Below are 25,285 nucleotides of genomic sequence, written 5' to 3' on the forward strand. Positions count from 1 at the left end.
ACATTGAAAGCTAACACTAGATAAAGAATGAAGCTTTTACCATTCTTTCATTACCAAATAGGTCTTTGCGTAATTTTATATTTGTAAAACCTTTTTCTGCTAGTAATTTTAAAGTTTCTTGTCCTAAATATTGGTTAATCTCAAAGAAAAGAAGGCCATTTTTAGTTAAATGCTGTTTTGCTACGTCAGCAATTTTATCATAAAAAATCAACGGATTTTCATCAGAAACAAACAATGCTAAATGCGGTTCGTTGTGTAAAACGTTATTTTGCATTTCCACTTTTTCTAATTCTCTGACATATGGAGGATTGGAAACTATAATGTCAAATTTTTGCCATAAAGTAGTAGTTTTTAAAATGTCAATTTTAGAAAAATTAATTTCAACTTCATTTAAAATAGCATTCTGTTTTGCAATTTTTAAAGCATTCTCAGAAATATCGATAGCAGAAATGTTTGCCTGTGGTAAGTTCTTGGCCAGGGAAATAGGAATACAACCCGTTCCTGTTCCAATATCTAAAATTGAAAGGTTTTTAGTTTTATGATTTTCTAGATGTGAAGCTTCATTAAGAACCCAGTCTACCAATTCTTCTGTTTCTGGTCTTGGAATTAAAGTGTTTTCATCAACTTTTAAAGGCATTCCATAAAATTCTGTTTTCCCTAAAATGTATTGTATTGGTTTTTCCTTTTTTAATTGGTTTACGATTGTTTCTAATTCTTTAAAAATAGCATCAGAAATTTGAAAATTAGGTTTTAAGACCGTATCAATTCTTTGTAATTTTAGTTTTTCTTCCATTATGAGAAAGAAAAAAGAATCTATTTCTGTCTGTGGATAAATTTCTGAAAGTACTTCAGTAAAAAAGGTTCTAAATTCTTTTAAGATCATATTTTTTTTAGCATCCAAACATTACACGCATAATGACCCGTATTACCAACTGGTTTGTTTAAAGAGGTAAAGCCATTTTTTTTATATAATTTTTGAGCTGCCGTCATATAAGGCATGGTTTCTAAATAGCAGCTTTCAAAACCAAATTCTTTTGCTTTTTCTAAACACGTAGAGATTAATTTTGTGCCAATCCCTTTTCCGCGAACCAAAGGCAAAAAGTACATCTTTTGAAGTTCACAAAAATTGCCTTCGTAATTATCTAATTGTGCAATTCCGGCACCACCAACAACTTTATTATGCTGTTCTACAACAAAATAAATTGCTTTTTCTTTTTGATAGGTTTCAAACATGTTATCCGTGGCTGTATCTTCATAAGCGGTGCCAATTTTTGGAGCACCCATTTCTAAAATTACACTTCTAACAACATTTGCCAGTTCTGCATTATCTGCAGGTGTAATTTCTCTAATGATAAAATCTTGACTTGTCATTTATTACTGTATTTTTGCAAGAGCAAGTTACCTATTTTTTTAAAGATTTTTGATGAAAAAAGTATTCTATTTTTTAGGTTTATTTTTATTAATTTACAGTTGTTCTGTAAAAAAACCACCCGTTTTTATAAAGTTAGATGATGTAAAAGTAATCAGCTTTCAGGCAGATACAATTCAATTACAAGCAAATGCACACTTTCAAAACCCGAATGATGTTGGAGGTAAAATATTTACTGATCAAATAAAAGTAATTGTAAATGGAGAAGAAGTTGCGCAGGTGTATGCTGATGAATTTAAAGTTCCGGCGAGAAATGACTTTTCAATTCCTTTAAAAGTTATGATTCCTACAAAACGTATTTTTGAAAACAATAAAAATGGCATTTTAGGCGGATTAATAGCTTCTATTCTTAAAAATAAAGTAAAAGTTCAGTTTAAAGGAAACTTAAAGTATGCTGTTTTTGGTTTTACAAAAGAGTTTTTAGTTGATAAAACTCAAGAAATGAAAATAAATTTTTAGCTTAAGTTAGTTAAATTTCTCTTATAATTAATCAAATTATTAATCACGAATTATACATACAACGTTGTTTACAAATTGCCCAAAACGGTATTGGAAATGCACGTCCAAATCCTAGTGTTGGTGCAGTAATTGTTTTTGATAATAAGATTATCGGAGAAGGTTTTACATCTGCTTATGGAGAAAATCATGCTGAAGTAAATGCAATAAATTCGGTTAAAAATAAAACACTTTTAAAAGAAGCAACAATCTATGTAACGCTAGAGCCTTGCGCTCATTTTGGTAAAACACCACCATGTGCAGATTTATTGGTAAAGCATCAGTTTAAAATGGTGGTTATTGGTTGTTTAGATTCTAATGATTTAGTTGCCGGTAAAGGGGTTGGCCGTTTGAGAAAAGCTGGAATAAACGTAATTGTTGGTGTTTTAGAAGATGAATGTAGATTGCACCACAAACGATTTTTTACAGTACAAGAGAAAAAAAGACCTTATGTCATTTTAAAATGGGCAGAAACAATAGATGGTTTTATTGCTCCATTAACAAAAAATATGCAAAAACCTGTTTGGATTTCTAATAAGATTTCACAGCAATTAGTTCATAAATATAGAAGCGAAGAGCATGCAATTTTAGTAGGTACAAATACTGTTATTGCCGATAACCCTAAATTAAATGTACGAAGTTGGTTTGGAAATAACCCTGTAAGAATTGTATTGGATCGCAATTTACGAATTCCAAAAAACAGGAATGTTTTTGACGGAAGTATAAAAACCATTGTAATTACAGAAACGAAAGAGCATTTTCATTTTCAAGAAGATAAAGCCATCTTTTTTGAAATCATTAATTTTTCAAAAAATATAGCGAAGCAAATCTGTGAAGTTTTACAGAAACACCAAATTCAATCTGTAATTATTGAAGGAGGAACACAAACTTTACAAACTTTTATTGATGCCAATTTATGGGATGAAGCAAGAGTTTTTACAGGAGATACCTCTTTTATAAAAGGAATTAAAGCTCCTGTTTTTTGCGCAAAAATTACTTCAGAAATAAAAATTAAAAATGACATTTTAAAAAGATATTCGAATGATTAAAAACATCATCTTCGATTTTGGAGATATTTTTATCAATCTAGATAAACAGGCTACATTTGTAGAAATGGCAAAATTGGGGGTCACAAAAATTTCTGATGAAATGATTGGCGTGTATCATCAATACGAAAAAGGGTTGATGACTACTGATGAGTTTATTGATTTTTTTTATAAGAAGTTTGAAATACCTAAGGCTGATTTAGTTTACGCTTGGAATGCTATTTTGTTAGATTTTCCTAAAAAGCGTTTAGATTTTTTAAAAGAATTATCAGAAAGTAAAAAGTATAGGTTGTTCTTATTAAGTAATACAAATGACTTACACATTAAATGGGTGCAAGATTCATTAGGAGAAGTTTTTTATAATACGTTTGAAAAATCTTTTGAGCAGTTTTATTTATCGCATGAAATTAATTTTAGGAAACCAGATTCAGAAATCTATGAATTTGTTTTAAACGCAAATAATTTAGTTGCTGATGAAACTTTATTTGTTGACGATTTAAAAGAAAACACAGATTCAGCAAATAAATTGGGGATTCATGTTTGGAATTTAATTCCTAAAAAAGAAGACGTTACAGAATTATTCACTAAAAATAAAATTAATTGATTTATCTACTTTTAAGTATACTTTTTTCTACAGGTTTATTTGTGATTTTTAAATATTTCGGCATTTATAAAGTCGATATTTTAAAAGCGATATTTGTAAATTATATTGTTGCCCTTTCGATGGGGTTTGCTTTTGCAGAAAAAAGTTTTTCTGTTACAGAAATACCCAAACAACCTTGGTTTTTAGGAGCTGTTTTTTTAGGAGCTTTGTTTGTTTCCATCTTTTTTGTGATGGCAAAAACTGCTCACGAGAATGGAGTTTCTGTGGCTTCTGTTGCCGGAAAAATGTCTGTAGTTATTCCTGTTTTTTTCGGTGTTTTTCTGTATAATGAATCTGTTACAATTTTAAAAATAGCAGGAATTATTATTGCCTTAATAGCGGTTTATTTAGCGTCGGTGAAAGAGGAAAAAACAACGCATAAAAATGCAGGTTTATTATTACCTATTTTATTATTTTTAGGTTCTGGTGCGATTGATACAACTTTAAAATATGTGGAGGTTACTCATGTGCCAAAAGAAGAAGTTTCTGTCTTTTCCGGAAGTTTGTTTGGTATTGCGGCCTTTTTTGGTTTAATTATTTTACTGGTAAAATCCATTAAAAAAAGAACCTCTTTTGGTGTTAAAAATATTATTGCAGGTATTGTTTTAGGAGTCCCAAACTATTATTCAATTGTGTTTTTAATTAAAGCATTACAAACTAAAGGTTTTGAAAGTTCAACATTGTTTACCATTAATAATGTAGGTATCGTAATCGTTTCTACTTTGGTGGGAATTTTATTATTTAAAGAACAATTTAGTGTTAAAAATAAAATTGGAGTTGCTTTGGCAATTATTGGAATTGTAATTGTAGCCATGGCATAATGGAAAATGATGCATACAAAACTATAGAAAAACCGTCAGAAGAAACACTCTTTAAGGATAGGAATAGTAAATTTTTTGGATATGCATTTCCTGTCTTAAATGATGGTGACGTTAAAGATGCTATAGATCTCTTAAAGAAAAAGCACCATTCTGCGCGTCATTTTTGTTATGCATATCAAATAGGGATTGAGCAACTCGAGTATAGAGCCAATGATGATGGTGAGCCCAATAATTCGGCAGGAATGCCAATTTATGGCCAAATTCAATCTTTTGAAGTTACCAATGTTTTAATAGTTTCTGTTCGGTATTTTGGAGGAACAAAATTAGGGGTTGGTGGTTTGATAAATGCTTACAAAACATCTGCACAAATTACTTTACAAGCATCTGAAATTATTAAAAAAACAATAGATATTTTCTTTCAATTGAATTTTCAATACGATATGATGAATAAAGTAATGAGAATTGTGAAGGAGAAAAATTTAACAATTGTTAGCCAGAAATTAGAATTAGATTGTGAATATGTGATTTGCATCAGGAAAAAAGATGCACAATCAATTTTTGAAATTTTTAAAAACCTGTATAAGGTTGATATTGTTAAACACGATTAAACTATTTCAAATAATTAGGGTCAAAGTTAAAATTTGATTACGGTCTTTTAATTTAAAACTCATAAAATTGAATAATAATTACATTAATTTTTTTTTCATTCTCTGTTGCTTTACTTTTTTTGGGTTCAATGTAACAGCTCAATCAAATTTTGTAATCGTAGTTTTAGATGATCAAGGTTGGACAGGAACTTCTGTTCAAATGGATGCATCATTATTAGACTCTAAAAGTGATTATTATATAACTTCAGAATTAGAATCTTTAGCTTCTAAAGGAATGACTTTTTCTCGAGGATATGCACCTGCTCCAAAATGTTCTCCATCTAGAAATAGCATATTAATTGGTAAAACTCCAGCTCGTGCTAATTTTACAAACACAGATAATGTAATTGCTACAGGTAAAATTTTAATTGAGCCAACTATAATTACTGTATTAGATGGCAATGAAGTTACGTATGCAGAATGGTTAAAATCTATTGGAATGAACTATAGAACTGCACATTTTGGTAAATGGCATCAAGGAAATACATCTGACTCAAGTCCAGCAAATAATGGGTTTGATTTTACAGATGGTAGTACAAGTAATGGAGATGGAAGTCAAGGAGGAACTGTACAAGCAGATCCTAAAAAAATATTTGAATTGACAACAAAATCTATTGAATTTATTCAAAATGCAGTGAATGATGGAGTTCCATTTGCTTTACAACTTTCTCATTATGCGGTTCATAGTGATATTGAGGCTAGACAAGAAACTATAGATCTTTATAATGATGAGGCACAAAGACCTATAGGAACACGTCATGACAATGTGGAGTATGCAGCAATGACAGAAGATACAGATGATGGCTTAGGATTGTTATTAGACGAAATAACTAATTTGGGGTTGGATAGTAATACTTATGTGATCTTTGTTTCTGACAATGGGGGGCAAATGAATTTCACCGATAATTCACCTTTGTCATTTGGAAAAACATTTATAAAAGAAGGCGGAATTAGGGTTCCATTTATTGTTAAAGGTCCAAATATAATTCAAGATAGTCGTAATTCTGAAGTAATTGTTGGGTATGATTTGTTTCCAACAATAGCAGAACTAACAGGAAGCACAACTGCATTACCTGAAAATTTAGATGGGCAGAGTATTGTGCCTTTACTAACTGGAAGTTCTTTTTCAAGAACAAATCCAATCTATTTTCATTCACCTCATTATGATAATAACCCAAATAAGAAACCACGTTCAGCGCTAGTTAGTGGAAATTATAAATTAATGGTTGAATATGAAACAGGGGAGATTCTTTTACATGATTTATCTTCAGATATTGGTGAAAATATAGATTTGTTGGGTTCTCAGTCTACATTAGCAAGAACTTTAACAATAAAGTTAAGAGATTATTTAAAAGAAGTAAATGCTTCAATGCCAAAATTAGATCCAACTCATTCAAGTTTTTCTGGATCTGGATCAGATGTAGATGGAGATGGTTTAGATGATGAATGGGAACTTAAAGAGTTGCTTTCATATGCTTTTGATGCAAATGATGATCCGGATAATGATAGTTTTACAAACCTAGAGGAGCTTATAAATGGTACAGATCCATATGTAAATGAAGATGCTTTAAATATGGAAAGTTTATTTAACGAAACATCCATAAAAATTTATCCTAATCCAGCTGAAAAGTATTTTAAAATTGATATTTCTAAAAACTTAGATGTTTCAAAAATTTCTAACGTAAAAATTTATAACTCTACTGCAAGGTTGATATATAAAAACAACACTTTTGAAGAAAATTTGAATATTAAGAATCTGAGCTCAGGAGTATATTTTATTAAAATTATCTTAGGAGATCAACAAGTAGTGAAAAATATAATTATAAAATAAATAATTAAAACCCTAAACCTTCCAATAAATAATCAGGGCATCTTGTTGGTTTTTCCGTTTTCATATTCATAAAAGCTAAAACAGAATTTCCTGTACAAATTAATTCATCATCTTGATTTGTAATTTTATAATCAAACTCAATCTTCACCATTGGTTTTTTCTTTAAAAAAGTTTCGATGGTTAAAACGTCGTCATAGCGCGCAGATTTAATGAAATTACAGTTTAATGAAATTACAGGAAGCATTATACCGCTTATTTCCATATCTTTGTATGTAACCCCCAAATTCCGTAACCATTCAGTTCTGCCTAATTCAAAAAATTGTGCATAATTACCATGATATACTACCCCCATTTGATCCGTTTCAGAATATCGAACCCTAGTTTTTGTTGATGATTTTTTCAATAGGTTTAAACGTTTATAATTTTAACGATAATACGTAAAAAATAGTTAGTAATCAATAGCAAATTGATTTTTTTATACTGAATTTTATTCACACTTTTGTGTAGCCTTAGAAGAAGTTAAGATAAAGTTTTTATTAAAATAAGAATCTCGAATTTTACCAAGTTAATAAATGAATTATACTGCGGAATCCGTTTGGACGGACTGTCTATCTTTTATCAAGGATAATATTAAACCTCAAGCCTATAAAACATGGTTTGAGCCAATAAAACCCGTAAAACTCTCTGGAGAAGCATTAACTATTCAAGTACCAAGTAAATTTTTTTATGAATGGTTAGAAGAGCACTACATTAAATTATTACGTGTTGCATTAGTAAGACAATTAGGTAATGACGCCAAATTGATTTATGATGTAAAGATGGAAAATAATTATAGCAGTAATAGGCCACAGATTGTAAAAATACCAAGCTCAAATAGAGATCCATTAAAACCTCAAAGAGTTACTGTACCATTGGAGTCGAGTAAAAGAGAATTAAGAAATCCTTTTATAATTCCTGGTTTACAGAAAGTGAAAATTGAATCTCAATTAAATGCTAATTATAGTTTTGCAAATTTTGTTGAAGGAGATTCTAATAGATTAGCTCGTTCAGCTGGAATGGCGGTTGCGAATAAACCTGGAGGGACATCTTTTAATCCATTATTAATTTATGGTGGAGTAGGTTTAGGAAAAACACATTTAGCACATGCCATTGGTGTGGATATAAAAGATAAATATCCAGATAAAACAGTGCTATATATCTCTTCAGAGAAATTTACACAACAATTCATAGATTCTGTAAAATCGAATACAAGAAATGATTTTATTCATTTCTATCAAATGATTGATGTTTTACTAATTGATGATGTTCAGTTTTTATCTGGTAAAGTAGGTACACAAGATGTATTCTTTCATATCTTTAATCATTTACATCAAAATGGAAAACAGGTAATTTTAACTTCCGATAAAGCACCTGTAGACATGCAAGATATTGAACAACGTTTATTATCTCGTTTTAAGTGGGGATTATCTGCGGAATTACAAGCACCAGATTACGAAACAAGAATTTCTATTTTACAAAATAAATTGTACCGAGATGGTGTAGAAATGCCTGAAGAAATTATCGAATATATTGCCAAAAACATAAAATCTAACGTAAGAGAATTGGAAGGTGTAATTATTTCTATGATTGCTCAAGCCTCTTTTAATAGAAGAGAATTTTCTATTGAATTGGCAAAACAGATTGTAGATAAATTTGTAAAAAACACCAAAAAAGAAGTTTCTATAGATTACATTCAAAAAGAGGTTTCTAAATATTTTGATATGGATGTTGCTACTTTACAATCTAAAACTCGTAAAAGACACATTGTACAAGCACGTCAATTAGCAATGTATTTTGCGAAAAGATTAACGAAAACATCTTTAGCAAGTATTGGTAATCAAATTGGACAAAGAGATCATGCAACTGTTTTACATGCTTGTAAAACAGTCGATAATCTAACAGAGACTGATAAACAGTTTAGAAAATACGTTGACGATTTAACAAAGAAGTTAACTTTCTAAAAATTTCATTTTATCATGATAAAAATACTAATGGTGTGCTTAGGGAATATTTGTCGTTCACCTTTAGCAGAAGGTATTTTGAAATCTAAAATGAATCCTCAAAATTTTCTTATAGACTCAGCAGGAACTGCAGCTTACCATAAAGGTAATGCTCCTGATAAGCGCTCTATTGAAGTTGCTAGAAAATACGGAATTAATATTGCAGATCAAAAAGCAAGAAAATTTACAATCAAAGATTTTGATACTTTTAATTATATTTTTGTGATGGATGATCGTAATTATCAAGATATTTTGATGTTGGCAAGAAATCAAAAAGAGGAGAGTAAAGTGCAAATGATTTTAAATGAAATACATCCTACTCAAAATTTAAGTGTTCCAGATCCATATTATGGAGGAAATCAGGGTTTTGAACATGTGTATACAATGTTAGAAGAAGCTTGTGAAATCATAGCAAATAAATTGTCTTAAATCTAAAAAAAATGACAGGTAAACTCTATTTAATTCCGACAACTCTGGGCGAGACAGAACCTTTAGAAGTAATGCCTTTATCTGTAAAAAAGGTGGTAGAGCAAATAGATTATTATATTGTTGAGAATGAGAAGTCAGCTAGAAAGTTTATCAAAAAAATATCACCTAAAAAACAACAGTCTTCTTTACATATTATGTTGCTAGACAAATATGCAGAAGAAATAGAAACTCATAAATATTTAGATGTTTGCCAACAAGGAATTAATATTGGTTTGTTATCTGAAGCTGGAGTTCCTGCGGTGGCAGATCCAGGAGCAACTATAGTGAAATTAGCGCATCAAAAAAACATACAAGTTGTTCCTTTAGTAGGGCCATCATCTATTTTAATGGCAATGATGAGTTCTGGAATGAATGGACAAAATTTTGCTTTCAATGGTTATTTGCCAATTGATAAAGGAGATAGAAAACGAGCATTAAAAGATTTAGAAAAGTTATCTAAGGATAAAAATCAAGCTCAAATTTTTATAGAAACTCCTTATAGAAATGAAAAAATGTTTGCAGATTTAAAAGCAACTTTAGCGCCAACAACTTATTTGTGTATTGCTGTAGATATTACGCTGCCAGCCGAATATATAAAAACAATGATGGTAAAAGAGTGGAAACATCAACAACCAGACTTGCACAAAAAGCCAGCTATTTTTATTATTCAAAAGTAATTACGCTTTTGCTTTTCTGTCTGCGACAATGCTAGAAACATCATAGCCTCCAAATTTTTTCAGATATATTTGTATAGAAGAGCCATAAGCATCAGAAAAGCATTTTACTCCATTACTTCGTAAGTATTTTTTTACATTTCCTGCACCACCTAAATGCGCAGCAGCTAGAATTCCTGATTCTGTAATTTCAATCCCGTTAATGGTTTTACCAACAGAATTTTTAATGTCCTTTCTTAAAATCCATTTGTTTACTTTACATAAAGCAGTAAATGCTTTTTCCTGTAATTCTGGATTTTGTAAAAATTCTTTGGTGTTGTAAATTTCAAAACGTTCTAATGTAGTTCTTCCAAATTGATACTTTCCTAAATAGCCTAAGGTATTTACAACAGTATATTTTCCTTGAGATTCTTTAAAGGCGAGTGCTTGTTTAAAAGCAACAAAATTATTTTGTAAATAAGGAATGTTGTAATCTAAAAATTTTGGATACGATTTATTGTTGTTTTCTTTTAATTTACTATTCATTGAAATTGCGTGTACAAATAGTAAAAACAAACTCGTAAAAAATAAAACCTTTTTGATATTTATAATTTTTCTGTTTTGCGGTTGCAAAATTATAACATATTTATAATGTAATTGACCATCAGTGAGTTAATTTTATAAAAATTATAGATAATCTGTCTTAAAGGTGTTTTATTGATGATTCTGGATAACTATTCCCTTTACTTTTGTGATTTAAGTAATTAAATCCTTAGTTTTTTAAAGAATTTATTTTTATCTATTTACACCTTGCTTATTTAACCAAATATGATATTTAGCAGCATTTCTATTGTGTTGAACGAGTGTTTTTGCAAAGGCATGATACCCTAACTTGTCAACGTTTACGCACATGTACATATAATTGTGTTTCGTTGAATTTAAGACAGCATCAATAGAAGAAATGTCGGGCATTGCAATCAAAGTAGGAGGTAAACCTTTCTTTTTGTATGTATTGTAAGGTGAATTTATTTCCAAATCAGCCGTTAAAACTCTTTTTACTATGTAATCTTGTCCTTTAACTTCTTTGATACAATAAATAATTGTTGGATCTGCTTGCAAAGGCCAGCCCCTTTTTAATCTATTTAAATACAAACCTGCAACAATTGGACGTTCTTCTGTTTTCGCAGTTTCTTTTTGCACTATGGATGCTAAAGCAATTACCTGATCAATAGACATGTTTAATGTTTTTGCTTTTTCTAATCTTTTAGAATTCCAAAAACGATGGTATTCAGCTAACATTTTGTCTCTAAAATTCTCGGCAGATACATTCCAATAAAACTCATAACTATTAGGAATGCAAATTTGTAAAATAGATTTTTTTGATAATTTATTTACGGATAAAAATTTTTCATCAGTAAACGATTTAATGATGGAAATAGAATCAGTTTCTAGTTGTTCTGCAATTCTACCAGCTAATTTTTCTAAAGTATCTTGATTATTAAAGGATACTTTTGCAGGGGTTTGATTCCCACTTCTAAGCATATTAACAATATCATTATTGGACATACCTTTTTTTAAAATATACCTTCCCGATTTGGGTGTAGAAAAGTTTTTCTTTGCTGCAACTAAGAGGAAAGTGCTAGGGTTTTTAGAAAATTCAGATATTTTATTTTTTACATCGATTAAGCTATCTGCAGTGTATACAAAAAGAACAGTTTCTTTAGTAATTGTTTTTCCGAATATTTTTTGATAATAGTTGTATGCCAAAATTCCACCAATTAAAATAATGGTAGCGATAACGGTATATATAAATTTTTTACTCAAGTTTTTTTATGTTTAAAGAACTGCAAAATTACTCTTTTATCAACTGAAATAAAACTTCATCTTTAAATTTTCCTTCAGATAAAATCCAATCTTTTTTTACACCAGTTTTGATAAAGTTGTATTTATTGAATAAGGCTAAACTTTTTATGTTATCCGATGTAATATTTGCGTATAGTTGATGCATTTGTAAATGAGAAAAAGAATAGTTTATGATGATTGATAAAGCTTCAGAGGCAAATCCTTTTTTTTCAAAATCAGGATGAATTAAAATTCCAATTCCTGCCCTTTTATGTTGCGGGTTATAATCAAACAAATCAATCATACCAATTTGTTTTCTCGTTGATTTTTCTTCAATGAGCAAGCGAAGTTGTTTGCTTTCATAAATATCTAAATGGGCATTTTCTAAATATCGTTTTAAAATATATTTTGAAAATGGAGCTTGCGTATGACTAACTTCCCAAAAAGATTCATTATTTTCTATTTGATATAGAAAGTTTAAATCTTCTGGCTCTAAAGCACGTAAAATTATTTTTTCACCAGATAATGACATTTGTTATTATTTTATTTTTTGACTGCATAGAATTATAGTTAACATTATTTTACTGGATAGACATTTTTCTATGTTTGTATGTAATCAATAATTTAAAGTTAAATAGTTATTGTTCCTTTAAAAACAAATTTTGCTGGTCCTTTTAAAAACACGTTTTTATAAATTCCTTTTCCTTCTGTAAATGAAACTTCTAAATGACCACCTTCTGTGGATAAAGAAACTACATTACTTTTAGTTTTATTCGTTTTATGCATAGCAATTGCTGCTGCAGTAACACCCGTGCCGCAAGCAAGCGTTTCGTTTTCTACGCCTTTTTCATAAGTTCTAACTCTAAAAGAGGTAGCGTCAATTTGCTGAACAAAATTTACATTACTTCCTGGATCTTGATAACTATTTCTTATTTCTTTTCCGTTTTCAAAAACAGGATACTCATTTAAATCATCCACCAATTCTACATGATGTTGGGTTCCTGTATGCATGAAAACTGAATTTTCGTTTACTTGTATATTATTAACATTAATCATTTGTAAAGAAATAATATCATTTTTAATTTCTGCAAAATGTTCACCATCAACAGCTATAAAAGTAGTTTTATCTTTTATGATTTCTAATCGTTTGGCGAATGCAACAGCACATCTAGCCCCATTTCCACAAAAAGTTTGGCTACCATCAGGATTAAAATAAATCATTTTAAAATCAAAATTACTTTCATTTTCAATTAAAATAATACCATCTGCACCAACACCAAAATGTCTGTCTGCTAAATGAGAAATAAAGTCAGTATTTTCTTTGGGAAAGGTTTTTGCTCTATTGTCTATCATCACAAAGTCATTTCCTGTACCTTGATATTTGTAAAAAGTCAAATTCATAGGACAAAGATAAGTATTTCAAGAATAAAAAAAGTTTGTTAAAAAGTGGTTAAAGTCCGTTAAAAGCAAGTTAAACAGATTTTTTGAAAATGTTAAAATTGTATATTTGATATATTAAAAAAGCATAATTATGAAGAAACTTTTGGGTTTATTAGGAATAGCAGTTTTAGGCGGAGCACTTACATTGGGTGGTTACAAAATGTTCTTTAATGACACAGTAATTATAGAAAGAACTGTGCCTGAAAAGATGCAAACAGTGCAAACAAATTATAATCCAACATTTACACGCAATTCAACGGCTATTGCGGCGGCAGCCATAGATTTTACCTTGGCAGCAGAAAAATCTTTAAATGCTGTTGTCCATGTAAAAAATACCGCAATTAGAACACAGAAAAATCCTTTTGCAGAATTATTCTACGGAAATGGAAGTGGAACAAGAAAGTTTGAGCAAGTAGGCACAGGAAGTGGAGTTATTATCTCTTCTGATGGCTACATTATTACTAATAATCATGTTATTGATAGTGCTAACGAAATTGAAATTACTTTAAATAACAAGAAAAAATACAAAGCAGAGTTAATAGGAACTGATAAGGAGAACGATATTGCTTTATTAAAAATTGAGACAGAAATAGATTTGCCATATTTTCCTTTTGCTGATTCTGATACAATTAAGGTCGGTGAGTGGGTTTTAGCTGTTGGTAATCCTTACAATTTAACATCTACGGTGACGGCAGGAATTGTAAGTGCCAAAGGAAGAGATTTAGAAGGTAACACAGCAATTGATTCTTTTATTCAAACAGATGCAGCTGTAAACCCAGGAAATAGTGGAGGAGCCTTGGTAAATACACGAGGAGAATTGGTTGGAATTAACACTGCAATTTCTTCAAAAACAGGTTCTTTTGTTGGGTATTCTTTTGCAGTGCCATCTAATATAGCAAAGAAAATTGTAGACGATTTATTAGAGTATGGTGCTGTGCAAGAAGCGGTAATAGGTATCCGTTTTTCACCAGTTGATAATGACAAAATTGTAGGTGTAAAAATTGTAGGTGTTGAAGAAGGGCAAGGTGCTGCGAATGCTGGATTACAAAAAGAGGATGTGATTGTGAAAGTAAATAATGTAAAAATTACAAAATTTTCTGAATTAAGGGGGCAACTAACAGCAAAAAGACCCGGTGATTTTGTAAATATTACAGTAGAAAGAGAAGGTAAACTTGTTACTAAAAGTGTGAAATTAAGTAAGAAAGTAAAAAGGTTTATTTCGAAAACCTTTAATTGGGAATTGAAGGATTTATCAAAAAATGAATTAAAAAAGAATGATATTAATAATGGTGTAAAGATTATTAATACTGGAGAAAGAGAGTCTAAAGACAGTTTAAAGAATTTTATCATCACAAAAATTAATGATAAAGAAATTGAAACTGCTGATGAAGCTGTAAAAATATTAGAAAATGTCGCACAAAGTAGATATTCTATTGTTATTGAAATGATAAATACTGAAGGGGAAAAAGAAAGATTACGTTTCAGATAGATAATACGTTTAAAATTTAAAAGCAAGAATCCTGATAGTTTATCAGGATTTTTTTGTGGGTTAAAGATTTTAACGAAATCGATTTCGTGTTTTCAAAAAAAGAAATACTTTTGTAAAAATTTTAAATTAGTTATATATAGATGTCCTTAAATTTAGATTACGAAAAAGAAGTTGCATTGCAAGCAAAAACCAGAAGAGCTACAATAGAATTTATAAATATTGTAAACGACTTATGGTATGATAAATCTATAGAATTAGTTTTGTTTAGAAATACATTAGTAGATAAAAGAGCTAGTGAAGTTCTGAATTTAATAGATTATGCTAAAGAGTTTGTAAATAAAGCAATTACAATACAAGATGCATTAAGCATTGCCAAGGCAATTCAGAAAATAGATTTACCATCATCTAAGTTAGATATTGGTAAATTAGCTTACGAATGTCATTTAAACCCTAGTGGATGTCTAGATAAAGTAGCCTTTGTAAAAAAGCAACTAAGAAATGTTACTAATTTTAAAGATATTAAGCCTAAAGATGTTGTTTTATATGGTTTTGGAAGAATTGGTCGGTTGTTGGCAAGAGAATTAATGACTAAAATGGGGAAAGGTTCTCAATTACGATTAAGAGCAATTGTAACTCGTGGAGAAATTACGCAATCTATTTTAGAAAAAAGAGCATCATTATTAAGTATCGATTCTGTTCATGGAGATTTTTTAGGGACAGTGCAAACAGACATAGAAAATAAAGCATTAATTATAAATGGTACAACCGTTTTTATGATTTCTGCCAATAAACCAGAAGAGATAGATTACACAGCCTACAATATTAATGACGCTTTAATTATTGATAACACAGGTGCTTTTAGGGACGATGTAGAATTAAGCAGACACCTAAAAGCAAAAGGAGCAAGTAAGGTTTTATTAACGGCTCCAGGTAAAGGAATTCCAAATATTGTGCATGGCGTAAATCACAAACAATACAATCCCGATAAAGTAGATATTTTTTCAGCAGCATCTTGTACTACCAATGCAATTACGCCAGTTTTAAAAGTTTTAGAAGATAATTTCGGAATAAAAAAAGGACATTTAGAAACCATCCATGCCTACACAAACGATCAAAATTTGGTAGATAACATGCATGATAAATACAGAAGAGGAAGATCAGCAGCTTTAAATATGGTCATTACAGAAACTGGTGCAGGGAAAGCAGTTTCAAAAGCAATACCATCATTAGAAGGTAAGCTTACATCAAATGCAATTAGAGTTCCTGTTCCAAACGGTTCTTTAGCTATTTTAAATTTACAATTAAGAGTTCCAATCACAACAGATTCAATAAATGCAATTATGAAAAAATATGCTTTAGAAGGTGATTTGGTAGAGCAAATTAAATATTCTTTAGATAATGAACTAGTTTCAGCAGATATAATTGGTACAACAGCACCTTCAATTTTTGATAGTAAATCAACCATAACGGATAAAGAAACTATTGTAATTTATGTCTGGTATGATAATGAATATGGTTATTCTCATCAAGTAATGCGTTTGGCCAAACACATAGCAAAAGTTAGAAGATATACCTATTATTAAAAAACAGGTATGTTAAATGCATATTTAAAAACCCAAAACAAATTATTGTTTTGGGTTTTTTTATTATGAAATAATTAATTGCTTTATATAAATAAGAGGTGTGTATTTTCTTGATCTGCTCTTGCATAAAAATCACCAATAGTAATAATGTCTTCTACTTCATCAATTAAATCATCTTTTTTTAAGTGAAACATATCTACCGCTAATTTACAAGCCCATAGTCTGCAACCAGAATCAGAAAGAATTTCTAAAAACTCACCAACAGGCGGCATATCTAATTTTTCCATTTCTTTTTTCATCATTTTAGTAGCTAAAGCTTCCATTCCCGGCAAACCGCCTAGCATTGTGGGGATATGCATTGCAGGATTCCCAACTGTTGCAACTCTTAAATGCTCTAGTTTTTTCTTTTGAATTGCTTCTAATCCAAAGAAAGTAAAAAATATTTCTGATTCAATACCTTCCATTCTTGCTCCATTTGCCATAATAAAAGCAGCATAGACATTTTCTATTGTAGCTTTAGATAAGATAAAAAGCATTTTTCTAACTTTTGTTTTTCCCATGATAATTTGTTTTTGGATTAAATACAGCTTTTTGGTTTTGGTATTCCTGCAATCATTGTTGCTTTTTTAAGAGGCCCTCCAGGAAATAATTTATAAAATTCTTTAATGTTTATTACACCACTCTTTTTAATACCTCTAATAGATAATGCTTCTTCCTTTCTAAATTTATCATGAATATAATCTATTACTTTCCAGTTTTTATCTGTCATTTCAACTTCTTGTTCCTTGGCAATTTCAGCACCAATTTCTTTTGTCCATTGATTAAAATCGGTTAAATAGCCTTCTTCGTTTACATTTACTTTTACTTGTGCTAATGTTTTTTGCATAATATTATTTTTTAGTTTCTATTTTAATTAAGCTGTTTTCCTTTTTTACTCATTGTTGCGGATACAAATGGAATGTGTATTCCCTTGATAAGCATATTCCAATAAATCCATTTAAAAGCCATTTTCCCCATGTGATTTATTCTACTTTCTTTCAGTAAACTTAAGGGGCCGACTCCAGGAAAAGGGAAAGTACCTTCCACTGGTTCTTGTGTGTAATTAAAATCTATTAAAAGAGCTTTCCCATTACCAGTTTCAATGAAACAATTGGCATGTCCATCAAATTTTTCTTTTAATTCTTTACCATCTATATATCTTAAAATATTTTCGGTTAGAATCTCTGCTTCAAAGTGTGCAACAGAACCAGCCTTAGATGCGGGTAAATTAGTACAATCTCCAAGCGCAAAAATGTTTTCATTTGCTGTTGTTTGAAGTGTTGCTTTGTTTGTGGGAACAAAATTTAAATCATCTCCTAAGCCTGACCTTTCTATTAAAGAATCTCCCATATTGGTAGGAACTGTTACTAATAAATCATAATCAACTTCAGTATCTGCATAATCAATAATTTTATTATTTTCATAATCTACACGTTCAATATTAAAATCGGTCACTTCTTTTATTCCTTTTTCCTCTAATAAATAATGAAGTGCTTGTGTCGCTTTTGGTTTTGTAAATGCTCCGTCTAAAGGAGTCACAAAAGTAATATCAACTTTGTCTCTTATTCCTGAGTTTTTGAAATAAGAATCTGCCAGAAAAGCGAACTCTAAAGGAGCAACAGGGCATTTAATAGGCATTTCTGTTATGTGTATAACGAGTTTTCCACCTTCCCATTCTCTAAATTTATCTCTTAAGGCTTTCGCTCCTTCATATGTATAAAAATCAAAAATGTTTTTATGCCACATCGGTCCTGCCATTCCTTCGGTTTCCTCAGGTGCAATTTTTGTTCCTGTAGCGATTATTAGTAGGTCATAATCTAACTTTTTATTGCTTTCCAGTAGAATTTCATTTTTATCAGGAATAATTTTTTCAATTTTCTCTTGAATATAATTTACCTCTTTTGGAATGAATTTCTTTCCATTTTTTTTAACTTGTTTTGAGGTGTATATATCGAACGGTAGAAATAAAAATCCTGGCTGATAATAGTGTGTTTTATATTGATCTATAATGGTAATTTTCCAAATGTCTTTTTTTAATTTAGATACCAAATGATTTGCCATCATTGTTCCTGCCGTTCCTGCTCCTAAAATCACTAAGTTTTTCATAATTAATCATTTACAATTCAAATTTAATTTGTAATCGTTGATTAAAGTATGATATAAATCATGAAATTTTTTTATGTAACTTATGTTACAGAGTTGTTATTTAGGTCATAAAATAGAATTATAATTATGATGCGTTTTATATTTATTATATTATTTTTGAAACTAATCTTAGTCATTTTAGATTGACAAAGAAAAATTATTTAGCTTAATGACAATTCAACAAAAAATAGAGGAACTTCGAGAAGGGTTACGTCAACATAATTATAATTATTACGTTTTAGATAATGCCACAATTTCTGATTTTGAGTTCGATATAAAACTAAAAGAACTAGAAAAATTAGAGGCAGAAAATCCTATTTTTTTTGATTCAAATTCACCAACACAAAGAGTCGGAGGAGAAATTACTAAAAACTTTGAAACCATTTCTCATAAAAATAGAATGTATTCTTTAGATAATTCATATTCTAAAGAAGATTTGTTAGATTGGGAAAAGCGTATCAAAAAGATGTTGGGAACAGATAAAGTTGAATATACTTGTGAATTAAAGTTTGATGGTGCTTCAATTAATCTTACTTACCAGAATAACCATTTCGTAAAAGCTGTAACAAGAGGAGATGGTTTTCAAGGAGATGATGTAACTGCAAATATTAAAACAATTCGGTCTATTCCTTTAGTTTTAAAAGATGATTTTTTAAGTAATTTTGAAATTCGTGGAGAAATTATTTTACCTTTTGATGGGTTTCATAAAATGAATGAAGAAAGAATAGATATTGGAGAGGAGCCTTATAGAAACCCGAGAAATACTGCCAGTGGGAGTCTCAAATTACAAGACAGTTCAGAAGTTGCAAAACGTCCTTTAGATTGTTTATTGTATCATTTAGTAACGGATAGTAGAAAATATAAAACACATCTTGAAAGTTTAAAAAATGCAAGAAAAGCTGGATTTAAAGTCCCAGAAACTTTACAAGCAACAAAAACTATTGAGGATGTTTTTAAGTTTATTAAATTTTGGGATATTAAACGTCATGATTTACCCTATGAAACGGACGGAGTTGTTATTAAAGTTAATAATTTACAACAACAAGAAGAACTAGGTTATACTGCAAAATCTCCAAGATGGGCTATTGCTTACAAGTTTAAAGCAGAGCAAGTCTCAACGATTTTACACGGAATTACATACCAAGTTGGAAGAACGGGTGCAATTACGCCAGTAGCGAATTTAGAACCGGTACAATTGGCAGGTACCATTGTAAAACGAGCTTCGTTACATAATGCAGATCAAATTGAAAAGTTAGATATTAGAGAAGGGGATACTGTTTTTGTGGAAAAAGGCGGAGAAATTATTCCGAAGATTATTGCGGTAGATTTTACAAAGCGTCAAGAAAATTCAGTACCAACAGTGTATGCAACTATTTGTCCGGAATGTAAAACAGCATTGATTAGAAAAGAAGGAGATGCGAAGCATTATTGTCCGAATGAGTTTGGATGTGCTCCACAAATTACGGGTAGAATACAGCATTTTATTAGCAGAAAAGCAATGGATATTGAAGGTTTAGGAGGGGAAACTGTTGATTTACTTCGTAAAGAAGGTTTAATAACAAACTATGCGGATTTATATGATTTAAAAGCTAAACAAATCATTCCGTTAGAAAGAATGGCAGAAAAATCTGCACAAAATATTATTAAAGGAGTTTTAAAATCAAAAGAAATTCCATTTGAAAAAGTCTTATTTGCATTAGGAATTCGTTTTGTAGGTGAAACGGTTGCTAAAAAATTAGCGAAACATTTTAAATCTATAGATAAATTAATGACGGCAGATTTCGAAACATTAATTTCGGTTGACGAAATAGGAGATAGAATTGCCCAAAGTATTATCGATTTTTCTTCAGATTTAGGAAATATTCAACTAATAAATCGTTTAAAAGTTTCAGGAATTCAATTAGAAGTTTCGGCAGAAAGTTTAGAAAATTTAACAGATAAATTACAAGGAAAAATATTTGTGGTCTCTGGTGTTTTTTATCAAATGACTAGAAATGAACTTAAAAAAGCTATTGAAGATAATGGAGGTAAAGTGAGTTCGTCTATTTCTAAAAAAACAAATTATATTGTTGCTGGGGATAATATGGGGCCAAGCAAATTGGCAAAAGCTAAAGATTTAGGTATAGCAATAATTTCTGAACAAGATTTTATAACTAAAATTAGTTAGTGTGATAACGAAACGATGCGACCTATTTTTCCTGAAAGATCAAAAAAAAAGGTTTCTGAGTTCTTAGTTTTGTTAAATAAAAAATAAAATTTGAAAAAACTTCTGTACATATATATAATGATATTCTCTTTTGTGGCTTTGTCCCAAAAAAGAGAAAAAGATTCTTTGCCAAAAAATATAGAAGATTATGTTTTTGTAAGTCCAGGAGATACATTAACGATTAATTTGAATGAATTTTCAATCTTACCAAAACAAAAGTTTAATTCTAAAGTAGATGTTCGTTATTATTTATGGTTTCGTAGAAAAGTATTCAGGGCTTATCCTTTTGCAAAACTAGCCTCTGAAAAGCTAGATAGTTTAAACCTCAGATTAACAAGGATAAAATCTAGACGTAAACGCAAAAAATATACAAAACAAATACAGAAATATATAGAAGGTGAATTTACAGATCAAATAAAAAAAATGACCAAAACAGAAGGTCGTATATTAATAAAGTTAATTCATCGCCAAACAGGAAAAACTGTTTTCAACAATATAAAAGGATTAAGAAGTGGTTGGAAAGCATTTTGGTATAATACAACAGCAAATGTTTTTAGATTATCTTTAAAAGATGAATATCATCCAAAAACTACAAATGAAGACTTTTTAATAGAGGATATATTACAACGTGCATTTCAAGATGATTTGCTGAAAAAGCAAAAATCAAAACTTAATTTCGATTTTACTAAAATCATAGCATCAAAAAGAGCCAGAATAGATGTTGAGATCTATAAACAAATGTTTGCCAAGATTCGGGAAAAGAAAAAAAGAAAGCAAACAGGAAATAAAAAAAGGTAGCAATCTAAAATTGCTACCTTTTTTTTTGTTGAAATATTATTTTATTATAATGGATTTATTCATTGTTTTCCTCTAAAAGTTCTTCTTTTTTTTGCTCTTCGTTATCTATTTTAACTTTCGATTTATTTAGTTGTCTAAAAAGGAAATTCATACCGAATCTAAAATTAGCAGTATTTGAATCCTGAACTTTGCCACCAATACTAGAAAGGTCATCTAAAGCAGTATATAATTGCAAAAAGCCTAATTGTACAGCAAGGTTTGCTCCAAGTCTAAAACCGCCATTGTTTCCACCAGTACTTGCAACTAAACCATAAGTAGTTTTGTTTAATTCTCTGTTATAGCCTAAAGCATAACTAGGTTTAATGCTTATATAAGGATTCTTATTGTAGAAATAAGTAGCTCGAAAAACATTTTTTTCTGACATTTTATATTTTGCAGAAAAGAAAGTTCTTGATCCTATTTTCGACTTAAAACTTTCTTGACTTTCAGTTGCGCCTAAAACATTATTTAGAGCATTCTCAATTTCATCTTGTACATTTCCAGAATTCTGAAAATCAAATCCATTATAAACACCATTACTTACATCTTGCAAATTATAGTTGGTTACATTGTCTTTCCAGTTTATAGAACCAAGATCGTTAATAGATAATTCAAAAGAAAATTTCTCATTTATTTCGTACCCCAAACCTATGTCCATCCCAAAACCACTATTTTTCCCAAAGAAAGCGATGATATCTGCTGTATCAGAAACACCAGAAGTATTTACGGTAGCATTGGTGGTATTTAGTGTCCAAAGAAAGTTTGCAGGGTTTATGTCTAATGAAAATTGTGCACCATCTTCTAAAGAAGAATGCGCTATTCCACTAAGAGATTTTAATCTTAAACCTATAGAAAGTTTGTCATCTAAAAATGTTCTTGTAACTCCAATTCCTATTTCACTGTAAGAAGTAAAACCCAATTTTTCTGCAGTTAATGAAAAACTTTCACCAAATCCATTAGCAGCGACTGTTGTAAAATCTTTTGAAAATTCCCAAGCCAAATTGCTTTTAGCATTTGCGAAAAGTGTTAAAGATCCCTTTTTAGTTTTAAAACCGAGCATAAAAATATTTGCAACTATATCTGTAGCTACAACATTGGCATCTGCTGCCGATGCATTCAAGTTATTAAAATCAATTTTAATGTTGTTTCCACTTTCTACTAAAATATCATTTAATTTAATTCCTGAATTAAGATTAAAACCAATATTAAGAGGCGTACCAAAGTTTACCTTATATTTTGGTAAATATATAGGTGAAATATTTTGAGTTTGTATAACATAGTCTCCTAAGTTGTAAAATGATAAATAGTCTTGTGCTTTAACATTGTTCATTAAAATAAAAAACAAAAGTATAGTTGAGTATATAGTTTTTTTCATAGCTTCTTAATTTCCAGATATTATATTTGCATTGGCTTCAATAGCTACTGCAACATTTAATTCGTCACTACCTTTTATCATAACAGAATCACGTCCAGTAGGCAGTTGTAATATTACTCTAACGTTTATTTTGTCAGCATCAATTATATCATTAATTTCATTTTGATTTAATTCAATTTCAAAGTTTGAAAGTATTGCAACACCATTAGATTCTCCAGTATCATTTACATTTGCAGCTTGAAAAGCATTTATAGATTCGGTATGCACAACTTGGCCACTACTATTTTTGAATTCTAATAGGATATCTCCAGTTAAAGGAGTTTTGTTTTCTACATTTATTAATAATTTTATGTAATCAAAGTCACTCAAATCTTCCCCTCCACTAAAATCTATTTCTTTATCTAAACTTACTTTATCGAAATCTATAGATATGTCTGCATTAAAACCGTCATTAATAGCAGCATAAAAATTTTCATTAGGATTACCATCATCAATTGGGTTGGCTTTTCCAGAAATATCAAACTCTAAAAACGCAGGCTTAGACTCTAATAAAGCGCTTATGTTAGAGTTAGAGTCATCTAATGTTTGATTTGTAGCCTTTGCATTATCTCCAAAATTTTCTACTCCATCAATAATAATGGTATTAGGTAGTGATGAATTACTTGTATAGCTTAGGTTTAAAGAAGAATTAGCATTCACAGCTTTAACTGAAGATAAATCCATACTAATAGGGAAACCATAATCATTACTTACATTTATAGACATTACTGCATTGTCAAATGCTACATTTCCCTCACTAAAGTTATCAAAAAAGTCTCCTAAATCTATAGTATTTGAAGAAACGTTAAAGGATTCCTGCTTAAAGTCTCCATATATAACATCGTAAGCAATGTTGGTTATTTTAGCTTCGTAAGAAATTGCATCGTTTGCATCTATATTATTGCCAGCGGCAAAGGTAAAAGTTGCATCAAGATCAACTACAACTTTATTGTTAGTTTTACCTGTTCCTGTTCCGTCATTGGTGAGGTCTCCATTAAATTCACTTAAGTCAATTGAAATAGTTTCGTCTGTTCTTCCATTTATACTTATTGTTTTTGTATAAATACTTCCATCACTTTTTTTTGTAAATGATGGTATTGTAAATGTAAGTTCTATACTCGTATCTACTGCGGACTTAAAAGTAATACTCATATTACCTTCATTAAATTCAACACCAGTAATTTCTTGAGTTAACTCTAAATCATGTATTTTTTGATTTTCTCTGCTGTAGGTCCCAATCAAAGGATTTGCAACTCCAGGTGCTATTTCTGCAGTTATTGTATAAGGAAAAGTTTCCCCGATAGCAGTCAAATCGTCTTCAGTTATGGGGCTTTCTATTGAACTTTCAATTGAAGTATCATCAATGTCCACATTAAATGCATCATTGTTTTCCCCTGAAAAGGTTTCTGTGTAGCTGAAGCTAAACTCTTCTGTAGAGGTTGGTTCAAGATTACTGCTGCCTAAATCGTCAAATATTTCAGATAAATTGTAGTTTATAAACCCGGCAGGTATTTTTACATTGCCACTCCAGGAAATGTCATCTATGTCTTTATCTAAATAAGAGACATCACAAGAAATTGTTAGCCCTACAAAAAACAATGTAAGCCACAACTTAGTTACTTTATTCATACTTTTCAATTTCATAATTAATTTTTGTTTTGATTTGCAATATATGCATATATAAAGATATACACAGAATAAATGTATTCATGTTTAGTATTGATGGCTTTCGGTATTAGTATGATTGTTTCTTAAACGCTAATATAATAGTCATTACTTTTAAATTTTATTGTTTTTTAGTCATTTGATGGTTAAACGAGATTTCTAATATAGTTTTAGATTATTTTTCAATTTTATCGATTAAATAGGTGAAAAATAGCTTTGATTTATGACTGTTTTTTTTAAGACTTAAATTAGAATAATAAAGAATTGTCTTTTGAATCTCTAGTAGTTGATTTATTTGGTTATATCCCAAATAGCTGTGACAAGGTTTAATTTTTTAAAGGGCCAAAAAGGATTTGATTTTTTATGTTTTATTGATGTGAAAATAAGGGTATTTCATAGTAGTTTGGGTTGAAAATAGTTGTTTTGAAAAATATTCATAAAATTCCACAAAAAATTGGATATTGTAAATAGCTTTAAACAAGTGTTTTACGTTTTTTGTTATGATACTTTTGGATAAAGTATTGATAAATAGTTGTGAGATTAGAAAGAGGGT

Annotated in this window: 25 protein-coding genes; 13 read left to right on the forward strand and 12 right to left on the reverse strand. The window is 29.9% G+C overall.

The window, feature by feature from the left end; genetic code table 11:
• Window positions 1-16: 16 nt before the first annotated feature.
• Complete coding sequence (gene prmC, locus ATE90_RS03700) at window positions 17-883, reverse strand: peptide chain release factor N(5)-glutamine methyltransferase (RefSeq protein ID WP_101450837.1); 867 nt, start codon at window positions 881-883, stop codon at window positions 17-19.
• Window positions 880-1,371: a GNAT family N-acetyltransferase gene (locus ATE90_RS03705; RefSeq protein WP_036787891.1), complete on the reverse strand. Its 492-nt coding sequence runs from the start codon at window positions 1,369-1,371 to the stop codon at window positions 880-882. The genes prmC and ATE90_RS03705 overlap by 4 nt, the downstream gene beginning before the upstream one ends.
• A 52-nt stretch (window positions 1,372-1,423) precedes the next feature.
• On the opposite strand from ATE90_RS03705, the gene ATE90_RS03710 reads away from it, so the two are divergent.
• From ATE90_RS03710 to ATE90_RS03735, 6 genes are all read left to right on the forward strand, one after another.
• Window positions 1,424-1,888, forward strand: coding sequence for an LEA type 2 family protein (locus ATE90_RS03710; protein WP_036787894.1), 465 nt, complete (start codon window positions 1,424-1,426; stop codon window positions 1,886-1,888).
• Window positions 1,889-1,923: 35 nt separating this feature from the next.
• Entirely contained in the window at window positions 1,924-2,973 is a 1,050-nt protein-coding gene (gene ribD / locus ATE90_RS03715) for a bifunctional diaminohydroxyphosphoribosylaminopyrimidine deaminase/5-amino-6-(5-phosphoribosylamino)uracil reductase RibD (protein WP_101450841.1), read from the forward strand.
• Entirely contained in the window at window positions 2,966-3,574 is a 609-nt protein-coding gene (locus ATE90_RS03720) for an HAD family hydrolase (RefSeq protein ID WP_091954642.1), read from the forward strand. The genes ribD and ATE90_RS03720 overlap by 8 nt, the downstream gene beginning before the upstream one ends.
• The gene (locus ATE90_RS03725; RefSeq protein WP_036787902.1) at window positions 3,571-4,434 is read left to right on the forward strand and encodes an EamA family transporter; all 864 of its coding nucleotides are present in this window, start codon (window positions 3,571-3,573) and stop codon (window positions 4,432-4,434) included. The genes ATE90_RS03720 and ATE90_RS03725 overlap by 4 nt, the downstream gene beginning before the upstream one ends.
• Window positions 4,434-5,042 carry an IMPACT family protein gene (locus ATE90_RS03730; RefSeq protein WP_036787904.1) on the forward strand — a complete coding sequence of 203 codons (609 nt, stop codon included), beginning with the start codon at window positions 4,434-4,436 and terminating at the stop codon, window positions 5,040-5,042. Before ATE90_RS03725 ends, ATE90_RS03730 begins: the two co-directional genes overlap by 1 nt.
• Window positions 5,043-5,109: 67 nt before the next feature.
• On the forward strand, window positions 5,110-6,912 hold the full coding sequence (locus ATE90_RS03735) for a sulfatase-like hydrolase/transferase (protein ID WP_101450845.1): 1,803 nt from the start codon (window positions 5,110-5,112) through the stop codon (window positions 6,910-6,912).
• A 4-nt stretch (window positions 6,913-6,916) separates the two neighbouring features.
• On the opposite strand, the gene ATE90_RS03740 is transcribed toward ATE90_RS03735, so the two are convergent.
• Complete coding sequence (locus ATE90_RS03740; protein WP_036787926.1) at window positions 6,917-7,315, reverse strand: acyl-CoA thioesterase; 399 nt, start codon at window positions 7,313-7,315, stop codon at window positions 6,917-6,919.
• 169 nt (window positions 7,316-7,484) lie between these two features.
• Here ATE90_RS03740 and dnaA point away from each other — a divergent pair, with 169 nt between their 5' ends.
• Genes dnaA through ATE90_RS03755 form a run of 3 tightly spaced genes read left to right on the forward strand, consistent with a single transcriptional unit; the run spans window position 7,485 to window position 10,096 of the window.
• Entirely contained in the window at window positions 7,485-8,912 is a 1,428-nt protein-coding gene (dnaA, locus tag ATE90_RS03745) for a chromosomal replication initiator protein DnaA (RefSeq protein ID WP_036782347.1), read from the forward strand.
• Between the two features lie 15 nt (window positions 8,913-8,927).
• Window positions 8,928-9,380 carry a low molecular weight protein-tyrosine-phosphatase gene (locus ATE90_RS03750; protein ID WP_036782350.1) on the forward strand — a complete coding sequence of 151 codons (453 nt, stop codon included), beginning with the start codon at window positions 8,928-8,930 and terminating at the stop codon, window positions 9,378-9,380.
• 11 nt (window positions 9,381-9,391) lie between these two features.
• Entirely contained in the window at window positions 9,392-10,096 is a 705-nt protein-coding gene (locus ATE90_RS03755; RefSeq protein WP_036782352.1) for an SAM-dependent methyltransferase, read from the forward strand.
• Here the strand turns inward: ATE90_RS03755 and ATE90_RS03760 are convergent, their stop codons facing one another.
• The 4 genes from ATE90_RS03760 to dapF all read right to left on the reverse strand — a co-directional run bounded on the left by ATE90_RS03760 (window position 10,097) and on the right by dapF (window position 13,315).
• Window positions 10,097-10,618: a peptidoglycan-binding protein LysM gene (locus tag ATE90_RS03760; protein ID WP_235317668.1), complete on the reverse strand. Its 522-nt coding sequence runs from the start codon at window positions 10,616-10,618 to the stop codon at window positions 10,097-10,099.
• Window positions 10,619-10,867: 249 nt separating this feature from the next.
• Window positions 10,868-11,896, reverse strand: coding sequence for an endolytic transglycosylase MltG (mltG, locus tag ATE90_RS03765; RefSeq protein WP_036782357.1), 1,029 nt, complete (start codon window positions 11,894-11,896; stop codon window positions 10,868-10,870).
• A 28-nt stretch (window positions 11,897-11,924) separates the two neighbouring features.
• Window positions 11,925-12,446 carry a GNAT family N-acetyltransferase gene (locus ATE90_RS03770; RefSeq protein WP_036782358.1) on the reverse strand — a complete coding sequence of 174 codons (522 nt, stop codon included), beginning with the start codon at window positions 12,444-12,446 and terminating at the stop codon, window positions 11,925-11,927.
• A 98-nt stretch (window positions 12,447-12,544) separates the two neighbouring features.
• The gene (dapF, locus tag ATE90_RS03775; protein WP_101450847.1) at window positions 12,545-13,315 is read right to left on the reverse strand and encodes a diaminopimelate epimerase; all 771 of its coding nucleotides are present in this window, start codon (window positions 13,313-13,315) and stop codon (window positions 12,545-12,547) included.
• Between the two features lie 130 nt (window positions 13,316-13,445).
• Here dapF and ATE90_RS03780 point away from each other — a divergent pair, with 130 nt between their 5' ends.
• The gene (locus tag ATE90_RS03780) at window positions 13,446-14,843 is read left to right on the forward strand and encodes a S1C family serine protease (protein ID WP_101450849.1); all 1,398 of its coding nucleotides are present in this window, start codon (window positions 13,446-13,448) and stop codon (window positions 14,841-14,843) included.
• Between the two features lie 140 nt (window positions 14,844-14,983).
• A complete protein-coding gene (locus ATE90_RS03785) occupies window positions 14,984-16,426 on the forward strand; it encodes a glyceraldehyde-3-phosphate dehydrogenase (RefSeq protein WP_036782367.1) in 1,443 nt (480 codons plus the stop codon).
• 83 nt (window positions 16,427-16,509) lie between these two features.
• On the opposite strand, the gene ATE90_RS03790 is transcribed toward ATE90_RS03785, so the two are convergent.
• Genes ATE90_RS03790 through sqr form a run of 3 tightly spaced genes read right to left on the reverse strand, consistent with a single transcriptional unit; the run spans window position 16,510 to window position 18,571 of the window.
• Complete coding sequence (locus tag ATE90_RS03790) at window positions 16,510-16,986, reverse strand: DsrE/DsrF/DrsH-like family protein (protein WP_091954627.1); 477 nt, start codon at window positions 16,984-16,986, stop codon at window positions 16,510-16,512.
• 17 nt (window positions 16,987-17,003) lie between these two features.
• On the reverse strand, window positions 17,004-17,312 hold the full coding sequence (locus tag ATE90_RS03795; RefSeq protein ID WP_091954625.1) for a TusE/DsrC/DsvC family sulfur relay protein: 309 nt from the start codon (window positions 17,310-17,312) through the stop codon (window positions 17,004-17,006).
• Window positions 17,313-17,335: 23 nt separating this feature from the next.
• A complete protein-coding gene (sqr, locus tag ATE90_RS03800; protein WP_036782374.1) occupies window positions 17,336-18,571 on the reverse strand; it encodes a type III sulfide quinone reductase, selenoprotein subtype in 1,236 nt (411 codons plus the stop codon).
• 208 nt (window positions 18,572-18,779) lie between these two features.
• Here sqr and ligA point away from each other — a divergent pair, with 208 nt between their 5' ends.
• Both ligA and ATE90_RS03810 read left to right on the forward strand, forming a co-directional pair.
• Window positions 18,780-20,777: an NAD-dependent DNA ligase LigA gene (gene ligA, locus ATE90_RS03805; RefSeq protein ID WP_036782376.1), complete on the forward strand. Its 1,998-nt coding sequence runs from the start codon at window positions 18,780-18,782 to the stop codon at window positions 20,775-20,777.
• A 117-nt stretch (window positions 20,778-20,894) separates the two neighbouring features.
• Complete coding sequence (locus ATE90_RS03810) at window positions 20,895-21,614, forward strand: DUF4294 domain-containing protein (RefSeq protein ID WP_036782379.1); 720 nt, start codon at window positions 20,895-20,897, stop codon at window positions 21,612-21,614.
• A 55-nt stretch (window positions 21,615-21,669) separates the two neighbouring features.
• Here ATE90_RS03810 and ATE90_RS03815 read toward each other — a convergent pair whose 3' ends face one another.
• On the reverse strand, window positions 21,670-23,028 hold the full coding sequence (locus ATE90_RS03815; RefSeq protein WP_143741098.1) for a DUF5723 family protein: 1,359 nt from the start codon (window positions 23,026-23,028) through the stop codon (window positions 21,670-21,672).
• Window positions 23,029-23,034: 6 nt separating this feature from the next.
• Window positions 23,035-24,696 (reverse strand): hypothetical protein, encoded by a 1,662-nt coding sequence (locus ATE90_RS03820; RefSeq protein ID WP_143741099.1) that lies wholly within the window; start codon window positions 24,694-24,696, stop codon window positions 23,035-23,037.
• Window positions 24,697-25,285 lie beyond the last annotated feature (589 nt).

It is taken from the genome of Polaribacter sp. Hel1_33_96, assembly GCF_002846595.1.
GTDB lineage: Bacteria > Bacteroidota > Bacteroidia > Flavobacteriales > Flavobacteriaceae > Polaribacter.